Here is a 22,288-nt window from a genome sequence, read left to right as displayed (position 1 = left end):
GAAACGTTTTGGAAAGATGAGGGGGGTACGTTTGACAACGATCAAAGACATCGCGAAGGCGGCAGGCGTATCCGTCACGACCGTATCCCGGGCGCTCAACGGCTATTACGACGTGAACGAAAAGACGAGGCAGAAAATCCAGGCGATCGCGGAGAAGCTGAGCTATCGGCCCAATGCCGTAGCCCGCAGCCTGGTGACGAAAAAGACGCGCACGATCGGCGTCATCCTGTCCGAGATCAACCGCGAGGGCGCGAAGGACTCGCTCGCATTCGAGACGCTGTGCGGCATCAACGACCGGGCGACGGAGCTGGACTACGACATCCTGCTGTTCAGCACCAGCTCCAAGAAGCAGAAGTCCAAGTCCTACGCCGACCTGTGCAAGGAGCGCAACGTAGACGGCGCGATCCTGTCGGGGCTGCGGCTGCATGATCCGTACCTGGAGGAGGTCGTGCACGATACCGACTTCCCGTGCGTGCTGATCGACATCCCGCTGGAAAGCCGCGAGGTCGGCCACGTGACGACCGACAACGTGAAGGGAGCGGCTGCGGCGGTCGGCCATCTGATCGGGCTGGGGCACCGGCGCATCGCGATGATCAACGGGCATGACGAGGCGGCGGTCAGCCGGGATCGGCTGGAGGGATACCGGCGGGCGCTGGAAGGGGCCGGCATTCCGTTCGATCCGCAGCTCGTCTACAACGGCGGCTTCCGCGAGGAGGGCGGCTTCGAGGCAATGTACGAGATCGGCTACAACCGTAAGGACGTCACCGCCGTCTTCTCGGCGAGCGACCTGATGGTGCTCGGGGCGCTGCGGGCGCTCGAGCGGATGGGACGCAAGGCGCCGGAGCAGATGTCGATCGTCGGCTACGACGACATCGCCATCGCCGCGCATTGCTCGCCGCCGCTCACGACGATCCGCCAGGACCGCTACGAGATGGGCTACCAGTCGGCGCAGCTGCTGATCGACATGCTGGAGCAGCGGGAGGTCGGCCGCAAGATCGTTCTTCATTCCGAGCTGGTCGTCCGCAAAAGCACGGCGCCTTGCAAGGAGTAACGGCTTCAAATGGAGATGCCGCCTGTGCGAGGCGGTTTCGTTTCCATCAAATCCGAAACGTTTTGGATAAAGCTGGAGCGGTACGAGCGCTCCTAGAAATGAAGGGCGGCATCATCCCGAGCGATGCGGCCGACGAAGGAGAATGAACATGAACTACCGGGTCCTGAAAGAAAACGATCTGTTCCTCCTGACGAATCTGGCGGGCGACGTCACGCCCGAGCAGACGGCGGGCGAGGAGCAGCTGACCGGATACGGCCTGTACCGGAGCGATACCCGCTTCTTGAGCCGGATGGAGCTGCTCGTCAACGGACGCAGGCCGATCGTGCTCGCCTCGGAGGCGGATCAGAACTACGCGGCGACGGTCGTGCTGACGAATCCGCATATGGAGGAGGACGGCAAGCTGATCTTGTGGCGCGAGTCGGTGGAGCTGCGGCGAGAGCGCTTCATTTACGGAGACGTGCTGTATGAGACCGTGCGGATGACGAATTTCAGCCCGCAGCCGCTGGACTTCGAGCTGGCGATCCGCTTCGAGGCCGACTTCACCGACATGTTCGTCGTGCGCGGCTTCATGGGCGGCAAGCTCGGCGTCGCGCATCCGCCGCAGGCCGCTCCCGGCGAGCTGCGCTTCGCCTATGACGGCTCCGACGGCATCGCCCGGGCGCTGCGCGTCGTCTGGGACGACGCGGCGGCCGTCGCCGGCGCGGACGGCGTCCTGCGCCGGCCGGTGTCGCTCGCTCCGGGAGCGAGCGCCGAGCTGTCGCTGCGGCTGCTGCCTTCGCTGGCGGGGGTCGAGCCGTCGCCGCTGCGGCCGGCCGAGGCGCTGGCTCGGCTGGAGGCGGAGTACGCCGACTGGAGGGACGGCAGCTGCTCCGTCCGCAGCGACCGTCCGCTGCTCGACGCGCTCTACGAGCGGGGGCTGATGGATCTGCGCGTGCTGCTGAACGACGAGGGGCTCGGCCGCTTCCCGGTCGCCGGCTTGCCGTGGTACGCCGTGCTGTTCGGCCGCGACAGCCTCATCACGGCGCTGCAGCTGCTGCCGATCCGTCCGGAAACGGCGCTGGCGACGCTGCGCATGATGGCCCGCTGGCAAGGCGACCGCCACGACGCCTGGCGCGACGAGCAGCCCGGCAAGATCATGCACGAGCTGCGGCGCGGAGAGCTGGCCGCCACCGATCAGGTGCCGTTCTCTCCGTATTACGGCACGGTCGACGCGACGCCGCTGTTCCTGCTGCTGGCCGCCGAATACGTCCGCTGGACCGGCGAGGCCGAGGCGCTGCGCGAGCTGAAGCCGCATCTGGAGCGGGCGCTGCAATGGGTCGACGACAACGCCGCCCGCTACGGAGGCTTCGTCTCCTATCACAGCGAGTCGGCCAAGGGCATCGCCAATCAAGGCTGGAAGGACTCCGCCGATTCGATCGTGCACTGCGAGGGAGAGTACGCGGCGACGCCGATCGCCCTCGTCGAGGTGCAGGGCTACGTCTACCGCGCCAAGTCGCAGCTCGCCCGGCAGTTCGCCGGACTGAGCGAGGGACCGGGCGACGGATGGGACGAATGGGCCCGGCGGCTGGAGGCGGAGGCGGAGGCGCTGCGGCAGCGGTTCGAGGCGGCATTCTGGCTCGAGGACGAGTCGTACTACGCGATCGCACTCGACCGCGACGGGCGTCCGGTGCGGTCGGTCACCTCGAACCCGGGCCATGCGCTGTCATCCGGACTGTTCGCGCCGGAGCGGGCGGCAGCCGTCGCACGGCGGCTCGTCGCGCCGGATTTGTTCAGCGGCTACGGCATCCGCACGATGGCCGCCGGGCAGACCGGCTACAATCCGATGAGCTATCACGACGGCAGCGTCTGGCCCCATGACAATTCCATGTGCCTGCTCGGCTTGGCCGAGCAAGGCTTCGCGGCAGAAGCCGCGACCGTCGTCGAGGGGCTGCTCGCCTCTGCCGCCCATTTCGAAGGCGCGCGGCTGCCGGAGCTGTTTTGCGGCTACGGCCGCGACGCCGGCAAGCCGGTGCGCTATCCGGTCGCCTGCTCGCCGCAGGCGTGGGCGGCGGGCACGCCGCTCGTCATGCTGACGGCGATGCTGGGCCTTCGCCCCGACTGCGCAGACGGCGTCGTGACGCTGTCTCCGTCGCTGCCGGACGGCATGGACCGGCTGGAGGCGAAAGGAATCCGCATCGGCAAAGGACGGCTCGACGTGGAGGTGCGCCGCGAGAGGGACGGCTTCCGCGCCGTCGTCACCGCCAACACGACCGGGCTCGCCGTCCGCTGCGAGGCGGCGGCCGCGGCCCCGGTCTGAGCTCCGCGGACCGTTTAACCGAAGGTTTTTCAGGCTCCGCCGCCCTGGGCGGCGGCAGCCTTTGAAACACATACCGACACCATCCAAAAAAGGAGTGTTTTGGGCATGAGAAAAAGGGGAACAGCATTCACCGCGCTCGGATTGGCCGCTACGGTCGCTTTGTCCGGCTGCAGCGGAGGCAACAGCATCGGAGACACGGGAGCATCGACTCCGGCGCCAAGTGCAAGCGCTTCCGAGAACGGCTCGGCCGCGCCGAAGGCCGAGAACGTAACGCTTCGCATCGGCACCTGGGATGGCGGCGACGGCTTGAAGCAGCAGCAGCAGATCGCAGACAACTATATGAAGGAGCACCCGAACGTCAAAATCGCCATCGAGTCGGTGCCGGACCAATACGGCACGAAGCTGCTGACGCAAGTAGCCGCCGGCCAGGCGCCCGACGTGTTCCAGGTCGGCGACGGCGACGTGAAGATGTTCATGCAAAAAGGCGCGCTGGAGGATCTGACGCCGTATATCGGCGGCTCCTCGGGCATCGATCTGCAGGACTATTTTGAAAGCGTGCTCGACGTCGGCAAGCTCGGCGACCAGTACTACACGCTGCCGAAGGACTATTCCGACATCGCGGTCTACTACAACAAGAAGCTGTTCGACGAGGCGGGCGTCGCTTATCCGCAGGCGGGCTGGACGTGGGACGACTTTTATGCGACGGCGAAGCAGCTGACCGTCAAAAAGGGCGAAAAGACGACGCAGTGGGGGGCCAATCTGCCCGGCACGTGGCTGCGCGCGATTCTGCCGCTGATCCACAGCTACGGCGGCAGCGTCATCAGCCCCGACGGCAAGTCGTACGACGGCTATATGAACAGCGACGGCACCGTCAAGGCGCTCGAGCTGTACCAGGACATGTACCTGAAGGATAAGATCACGCCTTCCAGCACCGATTCGGCCGCCTTCCAGGGCGTCGACCTGTTCGCCGCCGGCAAGGTCGCGATGACGGTGACGGGACGCTGGCCGGTCGCGGAATACGAGAAAAATCCGGAGCTCGACTTCGGCGTCGCGCAAATGCCGGCCGGACCTGCGGGAGCGGCGAACACGATCTGCTACTCCGGCTACGGCCTCTATTCCAAGTCGGCGAACAAGGATGCGGCCTGGGACTACCTGAAGTACCTGACCGGCCCGCAAGGCCAGGAAATCATGGCGCAGTACGCGTTCACCGCCGTCAAGTCGACGACCGAGAAGCTCGGCCAGTCGTCCAACGAGCATCTGAAGCCGTTCCTCGACGACATCCCGAACATCAAGGAATTCCCGGAAAAGACGAGCGAGCACTTCAGCGCTTCGGGAGGCAAGGCGATGCAGACGGTGCTCGACAAAATGATGCTCGGCAAGCCGCTCGACATCAAGAGCGAGCTGGACGCCGCGGCCAAGCAGGCGACCGCCGATCTGGCGACGGCGCAGCAGCAGTAACGATCCGGCGGGAAGCCTCGAAGCGGCTTCCCGCCGCATTTCTCTCCGGCAGACCCGCCAACGGGCGGTCTACCGGTCGCAGCCTAGGAAAGAAGGTGTCTGTCCATGAAAACGCAACCCGCAAGCGAAGCTGGGAGCGGCAAGCGTACGAAGCGGCGGCTGACGCGCGCGGAGCGCAAGGAGGAGCTGGCGTTCTACGCGTTGACCGGGCCTTGGCTGATCGGCCTCGCCGTCTTTTTCGCCGTGCCGATGGCGGTCTCGCTCGGCATCAGCCTGACCCGCTGGGACATGCTGACGCCGGCCGAGTTCGTCGGCCTGCGCAACTACACCCAGGCGTTCACCGGCGATCCGCTGTTTTGGCAGTCGCTCAAGGTGACGACGCTGTACGCGCTGTTCTCGGTGCCGCTAGGCCTCGTCTTCTCGCTGCTGCTGTCGCTGCTGCTCAACCAGGCCGTACGCGGCATGCGCCTGTTCCGCACGATCTTCTACCTGCCGTCGGTCGTCAGCGGCGTCTCGGTCATGGTGCTGTGGATGTGGATCTTCAACCCGCAGATCGGACTCATCAACATGGTGCTCGGCGCGTTCGGCATCGAAGGCCCGGGCTGGATCTTCGACCCCGACTGGGCGCTGCCGTCGATGGTCATCATGAGCCTTTGGTCGTCGGTCGGCGGCAGCGTCATCATCTGGCTGGCCGGGCTCAAGGGCATTCCGTCGACGCTGTACGAGGCGGCGGAGCTGGACGGCGCCGGACCGCTGCAGAAGTTTTGGTGCGTCACCGTGCCGATGCTGACGCCGACGATCTTTTTCAACCTCGTCATGGGCATCATCGGGGCGATGCAGGCGTTCGGCGAAGCGTACGTCATGACCAAGGGCGGACCGATGAACTCGACGCTGTTCTTCAACTTCTACCTGTTCGACCACGCCTTCCAGAACTTCCGCATGGGCTACGCCTCCGCGCTTGCCTGGGTGCTGTTCGTGCTGATCCTCGGCCTGACGGCGCTCGTCGTCCGCTCATCCGCCGCCTGGGTCTATTACGAAGGAGAAAGGAGCTGAGCCGCCATGGCCAAAACGAATCCCATCCGCGCGCTGCTGCGGCAAGCGCCCGTCTATTTCCTGCTGGCGCTCGGCTCCCTCGTCATGCTCGTGCCGTTCGCCTGGATGCTGTCCACCTCGCTCAAGGAATCGTACCAGGTGTTCGCCTGGCCGCCGAAGTGGGTGCCGGATCCGATCCGCTGGAGCAACTACAAAACGACGTTCACCTCGCTGCCGTTCGGCACCTGGTTCAACAACACGCTTCTCATCACGTCGCTGTCGATCGTCGGCGCCGTCGTCTCCTGCATCGTCGTCTCGTACGGCTTCGCCCGCTTCCGCGCGCGCGGACGCAACGCGCTGTTCCTGCTGACGCTGGCGACGATGATGCTGCCGGACACGGTCACGATGATTCCGAAGTTCTATCTGTTCAGCGAGTTCGGCTGGATCAACACGTTTTATCCGCTCATCGTGCCGCTGTTTTTCGGCAAGGCCTACTTCATCTTTCTGCTTAGGCAGTTTTTCCTCTCCATCCCTGCCGACCTCGAGGAAGCGGCCAAGATCGACGGCGCGTCCACGTTCGGCATCCTGCTGCGGATCATCCTCCCTCTGACCGTTCCGGCCATCGTGACGATCGCGATTTTCCAGTTCAACGATTCCTGGAAAGATTTCATGCAGCCGATTTTGTATTTGAGCAAGCCGGACCTGTATACGCTCTCGCTCGGCATCAACTTCTTCAAGAGCCAGAACGACGTGCAGTGGAACTTCCTGATGGCCGCCTCGGTCGTCACGATGCTGCCTTCGCTCGTGTTTTATTTCATCGGACAGAAATACTTCGTCGAAAGCATCACGCTGACCGGCATGAAAGGATGAGATCGATCGTGGCTCCCGCGAACGCCCGCCCTGCCTCTCTGCGCTGGATGCTCGGCATCGGCTGCCTGTCGGCGTCGGCGCTCGGGCTGGAAATCGCGCTCACCCGCGTATTCGGCGTGCTGCTGCAATATCACTACGTCTCGCTCGTCGTCTCGCTCGCGGTGCTGGGCATCGGCATCGGCGGCTACGCGGCGCGGGCGCTGCCGGAGCGGCCCGGCTCGTCCGCCGCGGGAGCGGCGCTCGCGACCGGCCTCTACGCGGCGCTGCTGAGCTTCGCGCTTGCCCGCTACCCCTATGTCGGCCAGCTGCCGCTTTATGCGCTGGCGGCGTCCGTGCCGTTCGTGCTGTTCGGCTGGTGCATGGGCAAGGCGCTGTCGTCCGGAGCCGAGCCTCGCCGCCTGTATGCGGCCGACCTGCTCGGCGCCGCGCTCGGCGTCGCCGCCGCCTACGGCTTGCTGCAGCTGCTGGGCGGGCTGGCGGCGCTGTTCGCGCTGGCCGCGCCGGCATTCGCCGCGGCGCTGCTGCTGCCCGGCGGCAGGCCGGAGCGCAGGCCGGCGCAGCGCCGCTGGACGGCGGCGCTGCTGCTCGCGGCCGTGCCGCTGGTCGCCGCGGCAGGCGGGCCCGGCCTGTGGCAGATCAACTTCGCGGGACTGTCGGGGGCCGCTCCGGACAAAACGATCGTCGCCGCGCTGCGGCAGCCGGGAGCGGAGCTGGAGCGCTCCTACTGGGACGCGTTCGCGCGCGCCGACGTCGTCGGCGGCGCGGAAGCGGACCGCAAGACGGTATTCGTCGACGGCGGAGCGGGCAGCTACATGTACCGCTACGACGGGAACCTGCGCTCGGTCGCCTCTCTGGCCGGCGACATCGAGTTCCTGCCGTTCGCCGCCGGTCCGGCCGGCAAGACGGCAATCGTCGGCTCCGGCGGCGGGCGCGACATCCTGTACGCGCTGCTCGCCGGCGCGAAGTCGGTGACCGCGGTCGAGATGAGCGGCTCGCTCGTCCAGGCGATGCGCGAGGACGAGCAGTTCGGCCGAGCCCTGCTGGCCGAGCCCGGAGTCGAGGTCGTCGTCGGCGACGGGCGCAGCGTGCTGGAGCGCTCGGACGGCGGCTTCGACCTGATCGCGCTCGATTTGGTCTACTCCCAGGTCGGAGGGACGAACGGGCACGCGCTGAGCGAAAATTACGCGTTCACGCGGGAAGCGTTTCAAGCCTATATGCAGAAGCTGAACGAAAACGGCCGCTTGATCGTCGTCTCGCATCAGGGCATCGAGGGCGTACGCGCCTTTTATACGGCGCTTGCGGCGCATATGGAGCTGACCGGAGCGAAGCCGGCGGAGGCGGTGCGCCACGCCGCGCTGCTGCTCGCTTCGCCCGAATCGAAGTCGCCGGGGCTGGCGCTGACGGTGCTGCAGCGGCAGCCGCTGCAGCAGAAGCAGCTCGATACGCTGCTCGCGGGAGCGCAGGCGCTGAAGCTGCAGACGCTGTTCCTGCCGGGGAGCAGCGAGCAGCTGCTGAAGCCGCTCATCGACGGCGCCATGCCGTTCGATCGGTTTGTCGCCGACTCGGACTACAACGTCTATCCGACGGTCGACGACCGGCCGTTCTTCTACTTGCTGACGCCGGGACTGCCGGCATCGCTGCGGACGTGGCTGGCGGCCGTCGCGCTGCTCACCGCGCTGCTCGGCGTCTGGATCTGGAGGCGCGAGCGCGCGCTGTCCCGGGCGGCCGGTCCGTCCGGAGCGCGGGCGGACCAGGCGAGCCTGCTCGTCGCCGTGCTGGCCGGAGCCGGCTATATGCTGCTGCAGGCGGCGCTGATCCAAAAGGCGCTCAAATATGCCGGCAGTCCGGCGCTGGCGGCCGCGATCGTGCTGGCGGCGATGCTGGCCGGGGGCAGCCTCGGCAGCCGGCTCGCCGGGCGCCGCCTGCCGGAATCGGCGGCGGCGATCGGGGCGGCGCTGCTGATCGCCGCGCTGACCGCCGCCGAGGCGCTGTGGGGCGGCAGCCTGACGGCGCTGCCGGCCGCGGCCCGGCTCGGGGCGCTCGGGCTGGCGGGCGCGGCGATCGGCCTGCTGGCCGGCGTGCCGCTGCCGCAGCGCCTGGCCGTCGCCGAGCGGCGCCGGCCGGGCAGCTCGCCGCTGCTGTTCGCCGTCTCCGGCATCGCGGGGCTGTGGGGCTCCTGGCTCGGCGCCGCGCTGGCGCTGACGGCGGGCTTGCGCTGGACGCTGGCGGCCGCATGCCTATGCTACTTGCTGCTGCTTCCCGCCGCGCGCTTCGGGCGCGGGGAAGCGTCGAAAGCCAAGGAAAGGGGAGGGGCCCATGTCAACCGATAGAGACAACGAGCCGTTCGCGGGAGCGGAACGGACCGCGGGAGTAGAGCGGACCGAAGGGGCGGAACGGACCGCGGGAGCGGAGCGGCTGCGCGGGCTGCAGGCGAGCCGCCGCAATCGCGAGGGAGAGCCGCTCGATCTGTTCGTCGCGGCCGGAACGCGCAGCATGCTGATCGGCGCGCAGGACGGCGGCTTTCCCGATTTCGGCCATCATATTCCGGACGAGATGGGCGGGCTGTGGGCGCATCCGATCAAGCTGCTGGACGGCTTCTGGGTGCATGTGGCCGAAGCTGGCGCTGGCGGATCGGCCGGCGGCGAATGGCTGCAAAAGGCGGAGCAGTTCCGCAACTACGCTTATTTCAACGAGCATGTCTACACGCTGCCGGCGCTGGAGCTGGAGGCTGTCCGCTCGCAGTTTTGCCCCGACGGGCTGGCGGGACTGGTCGTAGAGCTCGAGCTGCGCGATCGCAGCGGCCGGAGCCGGGAGCTGGAAGTCGTGTTTCAGGCGCGCTCCGACCTGCGTCCCGTCTGGTTCAGCGAGCAGGCCGGCGTCGAGGACGCCCCGGATGAGGCGGCGGCGGTTCCCGGCATCGGCATCGCGGCTCGCGACACGGCTCATCCGTGGACCGTCGTATTCGGCGCGGAGACGGATGAGGCGGAGGCGGCGGTCGGGGACTACGGTCCGGACGCGCCGCGCACCGCCGGACCGGGAGCGGCGGGGCATGTGAAGCGGCGGATCGAGCTTGCCGCTGGAGGGACGGCGCGGCTGCGCTATTTCGTGGCGGGCTCGTCCGTCTCCGAGGAGGAGGCGCTCGCCTCGTTCCGTACGATCCGCGAGCGGCATGCCGAGCTGCGCGGCCAGAAGCGGCTTCGCTACGAGGAATACGCGGGGCGCACGACGGTCGAGCTGCCCGACGAGCGGCTGGTCGAGGCGTTCGATTGGGCGAAGGTCCATGCCGAGTGGCTGCATGTCGACGTTCCCGGCGTCGGCCGCGGACTGGCGGCGGGCATACCGGAGTATCCGTGGTGGTTCGGCTGCGACAACAGCTACGCCTTGCCGGCGCTGCTGACGATCGGCCGCCAGTCGCTCGCGATCGAGACGTCGGAGCTGATCCGCGAAGCCTCCGCCAAGGCGAACGGCAACGGGCGCATCCTGCACGAGCTGACGACGCTCGGCGTCGCGGCCCATCCGGGCAACGCGCAGGAAACGCCGCATTTCATCTCCTGCGTCTGGGAAATCTTCTGCTGGACCGGGGACCGGGCGTATTTGCAGCGCTCTTATCCGGCCGTCCGGGACGGGCTGGAATGGCTGTTCGCCGGCAAGGAGGAGACGGACGACCTGCTGCCTCTCGGCTACGGCATCATCGAGATCGAAGGCTTGAACGTGCGGCTCGTCGATACGGCGGTCTACGCCTGGAAGGCGCTGAAGGACGGCGCGGAGATGGCGGAGCTTGTCGGCGAAGGCGAGGAGGCGCGGCGCTGGAGGCGGCTGGCGGATCGGCTGGAGCGGCAGATCGACGAGGAGCTGTGGCTCGAGGAGGAAGGGCTGTACGCCGATGCCGTCGCGTCGGTCGGCGAGGTGCGCGAGCGGCTGCCGGTACATGTCGCCCGCGCCGACGCGATGGAGGCGCCGGCGGCCGCGCGCGAGCTCGAGCGGCTGCTGGCGTCGATCGAGGAGGCGCCCGCAGACGAGCGGCGTGCCTGGCTGTTCAAGAATTGGGTCGTCAACACCCCTCTTGAGGCGGGGCTCGCTCCGCGGGAGAAGGCGCTGCGGGCGCTGGACCGGCTGGCGGGCGAGGAGTTCTCCGGCCCGGACGGCATGTATCTGTCGGGCATGTACCGCACGCAGATGATGACGATCTCGACCGCCGTGCAGGCGGTGGCGGAAGCGCGCTACGGCCGGATGGACGAGGCGCTGCGCAATATGGGCAAGATCGCCGGCACGCTGGGCCGGCGTCTGCCGGGCTCGATCAGCGAGATGTCGCCGGACTACGGCTGCTTCGTCCAGGCGTGGACGGGCTACGGCCTGCACTACCCGCTCGTGCGCCAGTTCTTCGGCGTGACGCCGCGCGCCCATGAGCGGCGGGTCGAGCTGAGGCCCCGTCTGCCCGAAGCCTGGAAGGAGGCTTCGCTGGACCGGCTCCTGCTCGGCGGCGAGCAGGACGGCATCGAGCTGGCGATGGCCATCCGGCTCGGGGAGGACGGTGACGAATACCGCATCGAGCTGAGCGCTCCGGACTGGACGATGCAGCTCTCCTTGCCTTGCGGCGAGCGGGAGGAGGTCGAGGCCGCCGGGGCGGACTGCCGCATCGTCGGCCGCGCCGACGGCGAGCTGCGGCTGGAAGCCCGGGGCGGCACGCCGCTCACGGTGCGGCGGATCCGCCGGTCGGCAACGGGCGGCGCTTGAGCCCGGGCCGGTCCGGTTAGGGCCGGGTAGGGCCGGATAGGACTGGATTTGGCTTTGACAGGTCCGGATAGGCTGGATAGGCCTGGACAGGGCCGGACGGCGGTCGAACCAATCGAAGCGAGCGAACCGGAAGGAGGAAGCGGAGGATGAAGGCAAGAGGAGCAGACAGCGAGCCGGGCCGGCTGCTGTCGCGAAGCGCGCATCGGCTCGGTACGGGCATCGGCCTGTTCGGCGCAGAGAGCGACGCGGGAGAGGGGTTTCGCCTGACGGCCGGGGGAGCCGAGCTGACCGGCCTGTCTCCCCTGCTGCAGCCTCTCGGCACGGAGACGCGGCAGGAGGAGGGTCGCTGGCGGGAGTCGGCCCGGCTTGCCGGGGCGGGCCTCGATATCGTTTGCCATACGGTATTTTATGAGGGCGAAGCGGTGGCGGAGCGCTGGCTGGACATCCGCAACGCCGGCGATCAGCCGCTCCGGATCGAGCGGATCGAGCCGATGCGGCTGAGGCTGGAGGATGGCGAGTACATCGTCCATGCGTTTGACAGCGACTGGGGAGCGGAATTCGAGCCGCGCTCGGAAAAGCTGGATGTCGAGTTTATCGCGCAGACGCGCTGGGGACGCTCGTCGAAGGGCATGCATCCCTGGCTGACGCTGGAGCGCTCGGACGGCCGCCTGGTGCATCTGTCGCCGATCTGGTCCGGCAACTGGTCGGCCTCCTGCCGGCGGACGCCGAGCGGCATCGACGCCGGAGCCGGATTGAACGAGTGGGCGTTTTTCAAGACGCTTCAGCCGGGCGAGTCGATGCGGACGCCGTCCGTCGCGGTCGTCGCCGGGGAAGGGGGAGACTGGCATGCGCTCTCGCTGCCGCTGGCGCGGGTCGGACGCCGCCACTGGTACCCGGACAACGCGGTGAGCCGCGAGCTGCCCGCCGAGTGGAACCATTGGTGGAGCTACGAAGACACGCAGATCGACGCCGCGACGTTCAAGGCGAACGCGGCGGCCGCGGCGGAGCTCGGCTTCGGCGTCTGCACGCTCGACGCGGGCTGGTTCGGAAGCGAGGATGCGGAAGGCGGCTGGCACGAGCAGCGCGGCGATTGGGACAAGGTCAACCGCATGCGGTTTCCGGGTGGAGTGCGGGAGTGCGCGGACGAGGCTCGGCGGCTCGGGATGCGCTTCGGCCTGTGGTGCGAGATCGAAGGGCTGGGCCGGCACGCGGAGCTCGCGGGGCGCAGGCCGGACTTCCCGGCGCGGCGCGAGGGCGAGCCGCTCGGCTACGTCTGCCTCGGCAATCCGCAAGCGCGCGAGTGGGCGTTCGCCGAGCTAGACCGCCTCATCCGCGAGAGCGGCTGCGAATGGGTGAAGCTCGATTTCAACGTCGATCCGCTCGGGGGCTGCGACCGTACCGATCACGGGCATGGCGAGGGAGACGGGCTGTTCGAGCATGTGCGCGGCCTGTACGAGGTGCTGGAGCGGCTGCGCGCCGTCCATCCGGAGGTGCTGCTGGAAAACTGCTCCTCGGGCGGGCTGCGGCTCGATCTCGGCATGGCCCGCGTCACGCATCTGTCGTTTCTCAGCGATCCCGACTGGCCGGAGCACAGCTTGCAGGTGTTCTGGGGCGCCAGCACGTTCCTCGCGCCCGAGCGCGCGCTGCATTGGAGCTATTCGCACTGGCTCGGCGACTTCGCCAAGCAGCGCTTCGATCCGCAGGATCCGACGCTGTCGGAAGTCCGCTTCGACTACTATACGCGCATTGGCATGCTCGGCGCGTTCGGCGTCTCGCAAAAGCTGCCCGAGCTTCCGCGGCGGCTGGCGGAAAGGTTGGCCGTCCATGTCCGCGATTACCGCGAGCAGGTCAGCCGCTTCGTGCGCGAAGCGGATCTGTACCGGCTGACGGCGCAGCCGCTGCGCGATGGACGAGGCAGCCGCTGGGCGGCGTTCCAGTACGCGCTCGGCGAGGAGCATCTGCTGGCCGTCTTCCGCCTGGAAGGCGGCGAGGCGAGCCGAGTCGTCCGGCTCCGGGGCTTGCGGCCGGACGGAGCCTACGAGCTGCGGGAGCTCGGAGGGACGTCGGAGCCGCTCCTGCGGTCCGGAGCGTCGCTGCTGCAGGACGGGCTGGCGTTCGACGGCTGGGCGGAGGAGCAGTCGGCGCTGTACCGGCTGCGGCTGCTGCCGCCGGAGCAGCCGGAGGCGTCCGGCTAGCGGCCGCTCGCCGCTGGAGATGTCCGGCTGGCGGTCGCCTGCCGGTGGAGACGTCGGTTAGCGTCCGCTCGCCGCTGAGCCGTCCAGCTGGTGTCCGCCCGCCGCTGGAGGCGTCCAGCCGGCGGTCGCCGGGAGCCGCAGTCCGGGTTCCAGCCGTTCCAATCGGTCCAGCCGTTGCAATCGTTGCAGTCGTCCCGTCTGGCCTTGCCTTCGCCTCGAGCGGCGGCAAGGTTTTTTGGCGTTAAAGCGGTCCTATCTTCGCAGGCGGGTTAGGGGATGGAACGAACAGGGGAGGCCTTGCCCCGTTTTTCGGGCTGCAGCCTTGGCATCGCGTGCCAGGGAGTCTGCAGCCCGAGTTTTTCGTCAAAGGACTTCTGCAAGCGGCCCCAGAGTCCGTCTCGCCGTCCATTCGGTTAGACGAGGCGGAGCGCTTGGGGTGGAAAAAGCGCGCATCAACGGTAAATGTACCACTGGAGGAGCCGCTGGGGCGGAGAAAGCGCGCGTCAATGGTAAATGTACCACTGGAGGAGTCGCTGGGGCGCCCTGCGCGCGGAAAAACCGCGCGAAGCCAGCGCAGCGCGCGTCCTCCATAGTTCCCCGGAAACGTTCGAAAAAGCGAGGAGCGAGCCGCAGCATGGAGCGGACATAATTTTCCTGTTCCTGGCCCAAAATAAGGACGACTTGGCAAAGGAGGGACAAGAGATGGAAAGCGGCGGCGGAAACAAGACGGCCAGATCCGGTCCGGGAGCGTCGGACGGAACCGGAGCGGGAAGCGGCGGCGCGCGGAGCGGCGCCGGCGATACAAGCGCCGCGGACCGGAGCGGCGGCGGAGCGGAGAAGCGGACGGGGGGCCCGCTGAAGGCGGCCCCTTCGCCCGGCCGGCGCAAAAGCGCGACGCCGCTCAGCGCGTCGCTGGCGGCGAACGCGCAGGCGATTCGCCGCCAATTCGGCGATTCCGCCGATCTGCGGCTGCGGATGACGGAATCGCCGGCTTTTCCGGGCGTCCGCCTCGCCGTGCTCTACCTGCAGGGCATCGTGGACGAGAACGGCATCCGCGAGAGCATTCTCGACAAGCTGCAATCGGCACCTCCGCCCGCGGAGGAAGGCCGCCGCGCAGACCGCGGCGGGCTGGCCGAGGCGACGGAGCGACTGCGCGCGGGCGTCATCACCGCCGGCCTGACCGAGCCGGTGGCGACGATCGAGAAGGCGCTCGACTCGCTGCTGCTCGGCTGCTGCCTCATCCTGATCGACGGCAGCGGCACGGCGCTCGCCGCCGACGCCGACGGGGGAGAGCGGCGCCCGGTCGGGGAGCCGATCTCGCAGACGGTCATCCGCGGGCCGCAGCAGGGCTTCACGGAGTCGATCGGCACGAATCTCGGCCAGCTGCGCCGCATCATCCGCTCGGAGCGGCTGATCGTGGAGTCGCGGCGCATCGGCCGCCAGACCTGCACGGAGGTGGCGCTCGTCTACCTCAAGGACACGGCCCGTCCGGAGCTGGTCGAGGAGGCGCGGCGCCGGCTGGCGGCGATCGACGTCGACGGCGTCATCGACAGCGGCTACCTCGAGGAGTATATCCAGGACAAGACGTTCACGTTTTTTCCGACGCTGCTCAATACGGAGCGGCCGGACCAGACGGCCGCCTACCTACTGGAGGGCCATGTGGCGATCCTCTCCGACGGAAGCCCGTTCGCGCTGCTCGCGCCGGTCACGCTGTACCGCTTCTTCCAGTCGCCGGAGGACTATTACCAGCGCTTCGACATCGCCAGCTTCCTGCGCCTCATACGCATGGGCGCCTTTCTGATTTCCCTGCACCTGCCGGCGCTGTACATTGCGATCACGACCTTCCATCAGGAAATGATGCCGACCAATCTGCTCATCAGCCTGTCCGCCCAGAGGGAGGGCGTTCCGTTCCCGGCGCTCGTGGAGGCGCTGCTGATGGAGCTGACGTTCGAGGTGCTGCGCGAGGCGGGCGTGCGCATGCCGAGGGCGATCGGACCGGCGATCTCGATCGTCGGCGCGCTCGTCATCGGCACGGCGACCGTGCAGGCGGGGCTCGTCTCCGCCGCGATGGTCATCATCGTCGCCTTCACGGCGATCTCGAGCTTCGTCGCGCCGCAGGTCAACATCGCGAACGCCGCCCGCCTGATGCGCTTCCTGTTCATGCTGAGCGCGGGCGTGCTCGGGTTCGTCGGCATCATCTCCCTGGACCTTATCCTCATCATCCACTTGGCGGGGCTGCATTCGTTCGGGATTCCGTACCTCGCGCCGATGGCGCCCTGGGTCAAAGGAAGCTGGCGGGATACGATCCTGCGCATGCCGCGCTGGAGCATGACGCTGCGTCCCGCGCTGGCCCGCAAAGGAAGCCGCAAGCGGCAGGCCGGCGGCAAGCCATGAGGCGGCTCGCGGCGCTCGCGCTGCTGCTCGCGCTGCTCCCGCTCGGCGCGGCGGGCTGCTGGGACCGGCAGGAGCTCAACGAGCTCGGCATCATCTCGGCGACCGGGGTAGACGTGACGGAGAGCGGGCGCTGGAAGCTCAGCTATCAGCTCGTCATCCCGAGCGCGATCTCGGCCCAGGGCTCGTATGTGGGCACGGGCCATGCGCCGGTCAATGTGTTCACGACCGAAGGCGACAGCTTCCGGGGCGCGGTGTCCAAGGCGACCCAGGAGATGTCGCGGCGGCTTTATTTCGCCCACAACCAGGTCGTCATCGTCGGCGAAGCGGCCGCCCGCAAGGGCATCGCCGAGCTGATCGAAGCTTACATGCGCAACGGCGACTCGCGCGAGACCGTCATGATGTTCGTCACGGAGGGCAGCGCGCGCTTGGTTCTCGAGCAGCTGCTGCCGATGGAGAAGATTTCCGGGGCGGGCATCGTCCGGCTCATCACGCAGGAGGAGAAGCAGGGAGGCAACTTCCGCCAGATGACGGTGTTCGACGTCGCGCAGGAGCTGCTCAGTCCGATCCGCACGACCGGCGTGCCGGGCATCGGACTGAGCGGATCGGACGAGCCGGTGGACACCGTGGATGCGGCCAAGATGACGCATACCGGCGCCAAGGTAAGGCTGCAGAAGCTCGGCGTCTTCAAGGAGGACCGGCTCGTCGGCTGGCTCTCCACGCATGAGACGCGCGGCCTCATGTGGGTCAAGGGAAAGGAACGGGAGACGACCGTCTCCTTCGGCTGTCCGGACGCCAGGCTGAAGCGCAACAGCATCCGCCTCAAGCAGGTCCGGACGCAGGTGATTCCGACGCGCAAGCCGGACGGGGGCTGGCTCATGCGGGTGAAGGCCGAGGCGGCCGGCACGCTGCTCGAGTACAACTGCAAGGGAGCGCTCGACAAGCCCGCCGACCTGCTGGAGCTGGAGCTGCGGATCGCGCAGGAGCTCAAGTCGGACATGGAGGACGGCATCAAGGCCTCGCAGAGGCTGGGGACGGACCTGACCGGCTTCGGCAACGAGCTGAGGCTCCGCTATCCGAAGGAATGGAAGGCGCTCGAGCAGGAATGGAACGACAGGCTGTTCCCGCAGCTCGAGACCCAGCTGGACGTCGCCGTATCGATCGTCCGGACCGGACGGAGCAACGGCTCCTATGAGCAGGCGGCCGAGGACAGCCGCGGGAAGGAGTGAGGGCGGCATGAGCAAGCCGGAAGGAATAAGCGCCGGGCAGATCGGGATCTTCCTGATCCTATTCTGCATCGGCAGCACGCCGATGTTCGAGCTCGGCATCGACGCGAGGCAGGATTCGTGGATCGCCCTCGGCGCCGCCGCGATCGCCGGCCTGGGCGTGCTGTGGGGCTACCGGACGCTGCAAAACCGGGCTCCGGAGGAAGATCTCGCCGGGCTGTTCAAGCTGCATTTCGGCCGGGCGATCGGCACGGCGCTCGGGCTGGCGATGGGCTTGCTGCTCGCCTACGAGTCGATGCGGAACGTCCGCGACTTCGGCGAGCTGACGAGCATGACGCTGCTGCCGGAAACGCCGATCTGGTGCGTCATGCTGCTTATTACGGGCATCGCGTTTTATACCGTCACCAAAGGGGTCGAGACGTTTTTCCGGATCACGCAGATTCTGCTGCCTGCGCTCGCGGGCAGCTACGTGCTGCTGCTCGTGCTGCTGCTGGCCTCCGGGCGGATCGAGCCGGACCGGCTGCGGCCGATGCTGGAGAACGGCCTCGGTCCGGTGCTGGATACGGCGTTTCCCGACCTGCTCGCCTTTCCGTTCAGCCAGACGATCGTGCTGCTCGTCTATTGGAAATACGCCGCCGCCAGCAAGCGGGCGGGCGCGGCCAGCTACGGCGCCTACGCCGTCGTGGCTCTGTTCCTGGTCGCCGTCAACGCCGTCATCATGATGGTGCTCGGCCCGGCCATCGCCTCGATCAAGGCGCTGCCGACGCTGGAGGCGGTCGAGCTGATCCGGCTGGCCAGCTTCATCGAGCGGCTCGACATCCTCGTCACGCTGCTGCTCTACATCGGCCTGTACGTCAAGATCTCGGCCCTCTATCTGGCGTCCGCGCTGCTGCTGCGCTCCGCCTGCGGCTTGCCGCTGCCGGCCGGCGCCCTGATGATCGGACCGATCATCTACGGGGCGGCGTTCCTGGAGCCGACGAACACGTTCCATCTGTGGCTCGGTCTGGAGCTGTCGCTCAAGCTGACGCCGATCTACCAGCTGCTGCTCCCGGCGCTCATGCTCGTCATGGGCATCGGCTGGGTGAAGCGCAAGGCGGAGCGGCAGCGCGCGGAGGGAGGCCGAGCCGGCGCAGGCAAGACCGGCGCAGGCAAGGCCGGCGGAGCGGACGGAGCGAAGGGCGGAAGCCGAAGCGGCGGGGAGCCGCGATCCTCGTCTTGAGCCCGGTCCTTGGTTCGCAAGCGAAAAAGCCCTTGGACGCGTCCAAGGGCTTTTTTGGCGCTGCGCCGCCTCGGCCGGCCGCGCTGCCCGCGTCCGCGCACGGAAAACGGACGCGAACGGCGGCGGGCCGGGCAGGGGCAGGGGCGCCATGCGGCGGATCACGCCATGCGGCGGATCAGCGCTTGAGGCCGTTCGCCTCGCGCACGAGCGAGAAATACGGATCGGCGAGGACCGCCTCGAATTCCGGTCCGAGGGAGCCGTTCAGGGCGGCGACGTCCGTCGGCGTCAAGCTCCAGGCGAGCAGGCCGAGCGAGACGAAGAGCGGCGACTTGCCGTCCCAGCCTGCCTTGGCCGCGGCGAGGACCCGCTTCCCGTCGTCGACCGTGCCGATGCCTTGGATCGTCGAGATCGGCAGCTTGTTTTGGGCGATCTCGACGCCGAACCGGTCCTCCCAGCTGAGGAACAGGCCGGGAGCATCGTACTCGTCGGCATAGGCGCTCGCCTTGGCGGCGCTGAGCGGCACGTTGTCGCTGTCGATGCGGTTGAGCACGTAGGGAATCGTCATGCCGGTCTTTTTCAGATACGGATACGTCTGCTTCAGGAAGGACGCGAACGTGCTGTCCGGCCAGGCTTCGGGATAGAAGTAGCCGGCTCCGGAAGGACCGGAGACGAGCTGGTCGTTCGGCGTCGCCGTCTTCAGGTAATACTGGAGCATCGCCGGCGCGCCGTCCAGCAGCAGCGGGCTTGACGTCCAGTTGATCGGCACCTGGCCGCGCGCGGGATCGTCCCAAAGGACGCGCATCCGGTGCTGGTTGTACTGGAAGTTGTCGCCTTCGCTGAACGTATAGCTGACGTAGATCTTGTTCTGGAGCTTCGGCGCCTTGGCGGGCTTGAGCGGCGCGCCGATCGGGCGCTCGCCGGAGAAGACGGTCAGGTTGCTGAACCAGTCGGCGGCGAGCACGTAGACGCTATGCCGCGAAGCGATCTCCACGCCGCTGAACTCTCCGGCCGTATCGTTGCTGAACCAGCCGAGGTAGGGCGTGCCGGGGGCGGTATCCGCGAGAATGCGCTCGAACAGCTCCCGCTCCCGGGGGAGGTTCGGGTCGAGCCAGAACACCATCGCCTTGTTGGCGACGGCATAGTCCCGCAGGTAGCCGTACGGCTCCTTCTGCTCGGACGTGGGCGGCTGCGCGCTGCCGGCGCTGACCTTGAACTGGTTCCACATCTCGACGGCGGCGGTCAGCTTTTTGGCGCCTGCGGGCGGCGTGAAGCGGTAGACGAAGTAGCGTCCGTTGTCGGCGAAGCGGTGGCCGCCGCTGCCTTCCGATGCTTGCGACTGCTGGGCGTCGTACAGATAAGGCTGCTCCTGCGGAGTGCCGGCGACGAAGCGGGCGATCTCCTGCCCGTCGGCCTGGACCGCCACCTCATGGACGGCAGGGCCCCAGCCGTCCTGCGGGAAGGCGTCGTCGAAGCGCAGGTAGACCGATTCCTGGCCGAGGAACGGCGACAAATCCAGCTCGTACACCTTGCGGTTGGCCGCGTCCCGCTCCTGCGCCGTCTCCTCGGCGACCGTCTTGAACGAGGACGGGATGCCGCTCTCCGGCAGGCGGACGGACGTATCCGGGCTCAGTCCGACGAGCATGCGCCGCGTCGTCCGGCTCCACAGCTGCTCGTACTGCCAGGCGTAGGCGTCGAGACGGTCCTTGAAGCGTCCCCGCAGATCGTCCAGCACGGGGAAGGCATACGGCGGGGCGGTCAGCTTCTCGGCCAGCTCGGGGCTGGCGACGACGGCGCTTTTGATTCCGGCGAGCGTCGTGGCGACGTTGATCGAATCGGGCAGCTGCGGATCGTAGACGATGATTCCTTTGACGTCCTGCTTGAACTTGTCGAGAATCGACCATTCGCTGTCGCGGACCTTGTAGGGGACGTCCAGCTCGTTCAGCCAGGCGAACTTGCCCTCTTCCTTGTTCTCAAGCAGGTAAATGCGCGGCTCGCTGCGGTTGACGAGGCCCTGCAGCGTAGCGAAAAGCAGCTTGACGTCGCCCGGGGCGTCGTAGATGTCCGCGACCTCGAGCTGCTTGACCTTCGCGAAGCGGGGCAGCTGCTGCTGCGCGGGCCAGGAGATGGAGCCGGACGGCGGCTTGGCGGCTCCGGCCGCGGCATCCGCAGGGCCGGGCTCGGCGGACGCGCCGAGGCCGAACGATCCGAAGCAGGCAAGCGCGAGAGCGGCGGCGGTAAGCTTGCGTTTCATTAACAAAAGCACCTCTTTTTCTCAGAATGGCGAAACAAGGGCGGGATGTCGCGGCCGGCGAGGCCGCAAGCTTGCCTTCACCTCCTCGGCGGAGAATGGAGGACTGAAATCGCTTGCATTTATATTTAATATATTTTACATATATGATTCAAGGGCTTCGACAAATTCGGAGCGCAAAATGCATCGAAGGGCGCCCGGCCAGGACCATCGTCATACGAGAAAACGGCGCGGGATGCGGCTTTGAGCCCATGTCGCCGGAGGGCGGCGGTTGCTTCTCGAGGACTCAGCCTATATCATATATACAAATCTCGAACCGAAACTGGTGATGGAACGATGAGCTCGACCGAACGAACGCCGCTGTACCAGAAAATTCAAGACTACATCCGCGAGCGGATCGAAAGCGAAGGCCTCAAGGCCGGCGACCGCATCCCGACGGAAAAAGAGCTGATGGAGCAGTTCAACGTCAGCAAGATCACGGTCGTCAACGCCCTCTCGGGCCTCGCCAACGAAAGGTGGATCACCCGCGTGCCGGGGCGGGGCAGCTTCGTGAGCGACCGGACGGCAGGGGCCGCAGCCGCCGGCGCGCCCGCCGGCCTGGCGCCGCATGACGCCTCGCCGGCCGCAGCCCCGCGCGGGCGGACCGGGCTGATCGGGCTCGTCATGCCGTCCATCGACGACTATTTTGCGATCCGGCTCATCGACGGCGCCCGCAGGGCGCTCGAGCGGCGCGGCTACCGGAGCGTCATCCTGCTGTCCGGCGGCCAGCTGGAGCAGGAGAAGGAAGCGATCAAGACGCTGAAGGAGATCGGTGCCGAGGGGCTGCTCATCTTCCCCGTGGACGAGGAGCAGTACAACGAGGAGATCCTCGCGATGAAGTTCGCGGGCTTCCCGTTCGTGCTGATGGACCGCTACCTGCCCGGCGTGGAGACGAATTACATCGCCGCCGACGGGCGGCTCGGCACCTCGCTCGCCGTCGACCATCTGTGGGAGCTCGGCCACCGCGAGATCGCCATCTGCTCCGACTCGCCGATCCAGACCGTCACCGTGCAGGAGCGGATCGAAGGGTATATCGACGGCTTGCGGCGCAAGGGCGCGCTCATCAATCCCGCGCATATGATCAGCGGGTTCCGGGTGGACAGCCTCAAGGAAGCGGAGTCGCATCCGCTGTTCCGGTATATTCGCAACCGGATGGCGACCGCCTACATTACGCTGAACGGCCGCCTCGCCGTGCAGATCTACCAGATGGCGAAGCAGGCGGGGCTGCGCGTGCCGGAGGATCTGTCGATCGTCAGCTTCGACGATCCGACCTCGATCGTGGACGAGTTCAGCCTGTTCACCCATATCCGCCAATTCGAGTCCGACATGGGCGCGCAGGCCGCCGACAAGCTGCTGGAGGTCATCCAGGCGGGCGGCGGGGCGGGCGGACGCTACGCGAAGACGCTGCTCGAGCCCGAGCTGGTCGTCCGCCAGACGTCCGGACCGCCGCCTGCGGCGGACGCCGTTTAGCTTGATCAAGCGAGAAACGCCAGCCGGCTCCTCAGGGAGCCGGTTTTTTTGTGGTTTAT

At 67.4% G+C, this 22,288-nt stretch carries 13 protein-coding genes; 12 read left to right on the top strand and 1 reads right to left on the bottom strand.

All coding sequences use genetic code 11. The features are described from left to right. Nucleotides 1-31 precede the first annotated feature (31 nt). From GE073_RS14870 to GE073_RS14820, 11 genes are all read left to right on the top strand, one after another. Entirely contained in the window at nucleotides 32-1,051 is a 1,020-nt protein-coding gene (locus tag GE073_RS14870; protein WP_028596866.1) for a LacI family DNA-binding transcriptional regulator, read from the top strand. Nucleotides 1,052-1,199: 148 nt separating this feature from the next. Further along, nucleotides 1,200-3,347: an amylo-alpha-1,6-glucosidase gene (locus tag GE073_RS14865; protein WP_028596865.1), complete on the top strand. Its 2,148-nt coding sequence runs from the start codon at nucleotides 1,200-1,202 to the stop codon at nucleotides 3,345-3,347. Between the two features lie 105 nt (nucleotides 3,348-3,452). Continuing rightward, complete coding sequence (locus GE073_RS14860) at nucleotides 3,453-4,805, top strand: ABC transporter substrate-binding protein (RefSeq protein ID WP_028596864.1); 1,353 nt, start codon at nucleotides 3,453-3,455, stop codon at nucleotides 4,803-4,805. A gap of 105 nt (nucleotides 4,806-4,910) precedes the next feature. Continuing rightward, nucleotides 4,911-5,858, top strand: coding sequence for a carbohydrate ABC transporter permease (locus tag GE073_RS14855; protein ID WP_052332832.1), 948 nt, complete (start codon nucleotides 4,911-4,913; stop codon nucleotides 5,856-5,858). Nucleotides 5,859-5,864: 6 nt separating this feature from the next. Beyond that, nucleotides 5,865-6,707 (top strand): carbohydrate ABC transporter permease, encoded by an 843-nt coding sequence (locus tag GE073_RS14850; protein WP_052332831.1) that lies wholly within the window; start codon nucleotides 5,865-5,867, stop codon nucleotides 6,705-6,707. Between the two features lie 8 nt (nucleotides 6,708-6,715). Further along, nucleotides 6,716-9,037 carry a class I SAM-dependent methyltransferase gene (locus tag GE073_RS14845; protein ID WP_028596861.1) on the top strand — a complete coding sequence of 774 codons (2,322 nt, stop codon included), beginning with the start codon at nucleotides 6,716-6,718 and terminating at the stop codon, nucleotides 9,035-9,037. Beyond that, a complete protein-coding gene (locus GE073_RS14840) occupies nucleotides 9,024-11,441 on the top strand; it encodes an alpha-L-rhamnosidase-related protein (protein WP_052332830.1) in 2,418 nt (805 codons plus the stop codon). Before GE073_RS14845 ends, GE073_RS14840 begins: the two co-directional genes overlap by 14 nt. Nucleotides 11,442-11,587: 146 nt before the next feature. Beyond that, the gene (locus GE073_RS14835; protein WP_052332829.1) at nucleotides 11,588-13,636 is read left to right on the top strand and encodes an alpha-galactosidase; all 2,049 of its coding nucleotides are present in this window, start codon (nucleotides 11,588-11,590) and stop codon (nucleotides 13,634-13,636) included. Between the two features lie 702 nt (nucleotides 13,637-14,338). Beyond that, nucleotides 14,339-16,030: a spore germination protein gene (locus GE073_RS14830; RefSeq protein ID WP_228551547.1), complete on the top strand. Its 1,692-nt coding sequence runs from the start codon at nucleotides 14,339-14,341 to the stop codon at nucleotides 16,028-16,030. Further along, nucleotides 16,027-17,256 carry a Ger(x)C family spore germination protein gene (locus GE073_RS14825; protein ID WP_052332828.1) on the top strand — a complete coding sequence of 410 codons (1,230 nt, stop codon included), beginning with the start codon at nucleotides 16,027-16,029 and terminating at the stop codon, nucleotides 17,254-17,256. The genes GE073_RS14830 and GE073_RS14825 overlap by 4 nt, the downstream gene beginning before the upstream one ends. Nucleotides 17,257-17,263: 7 nt before the next feature. Further along, the gene (locus tag GE073_RS14820) at nucleotides 17,264-18,472 is read left to right on the top strand and encodes a GerAB/ArcD/ProY family transporter (protein ID WP_052332827.1); all 1,209 of its coding nucleotides are present in this window, start codon (nucleotides 17,264-17,266) and stop codon (nucleotides 18,470-18,472) included. 175 nt (nucleotides 18,473-18,647) lie between these two features. On the opposite strand, the gene GE073_RS14815 is transcribed toward GE073_RS14820, so the two are convergent. Beyond that, complete coding sequence (locus GE073_RS14815; protein ID WP_028596860.1) at nucleotides 18,648-20,723, bottom strand: GxGYxYP domain-containing protein; 2,076 nt, start codon at nucleotides 20,721-20,723, stop codon at nucleotides 18,648-18,650. A 333-nt stretch (nucleotides 20,724-21,056) separates the two neighbouring features. On the opposite strand from GE073_RS14815, the gene GE073_RS14810 reads away from it, so the two are divergent. Continuing rightward, nucleotides 21,057-22,229 carry a GntR family transcriptional regulator gene (locus GE073_RS14810; RefSeq protein ID WP_028596859.1) on the top strand — a complete coding sequence of 391 codons (1,173 nt, stop codon included), beginning with the start codon at nucleotides 21,057-21,059 and terminating at the stop codon, nucleotides 22,227-22,229. Nucleotides 22,230-22,288: the final 59 nt, after the last annotated feature.

The organism is Paenibacillus sp. B01 (genome assembly GCF_009649995.1).
Taxonomy (GTDB): domain Bacteria; phylum Bacillota; class Bacilli; order Paenibacillales; family Paenibacillaceae; genus Paenibacillus_O; species Paenibacillus_O pasadenensis.
Note: the sequence above shows the minus strand (reverse complement) of the source record. Positions and strands in the feature narration are given on the sequence as shown.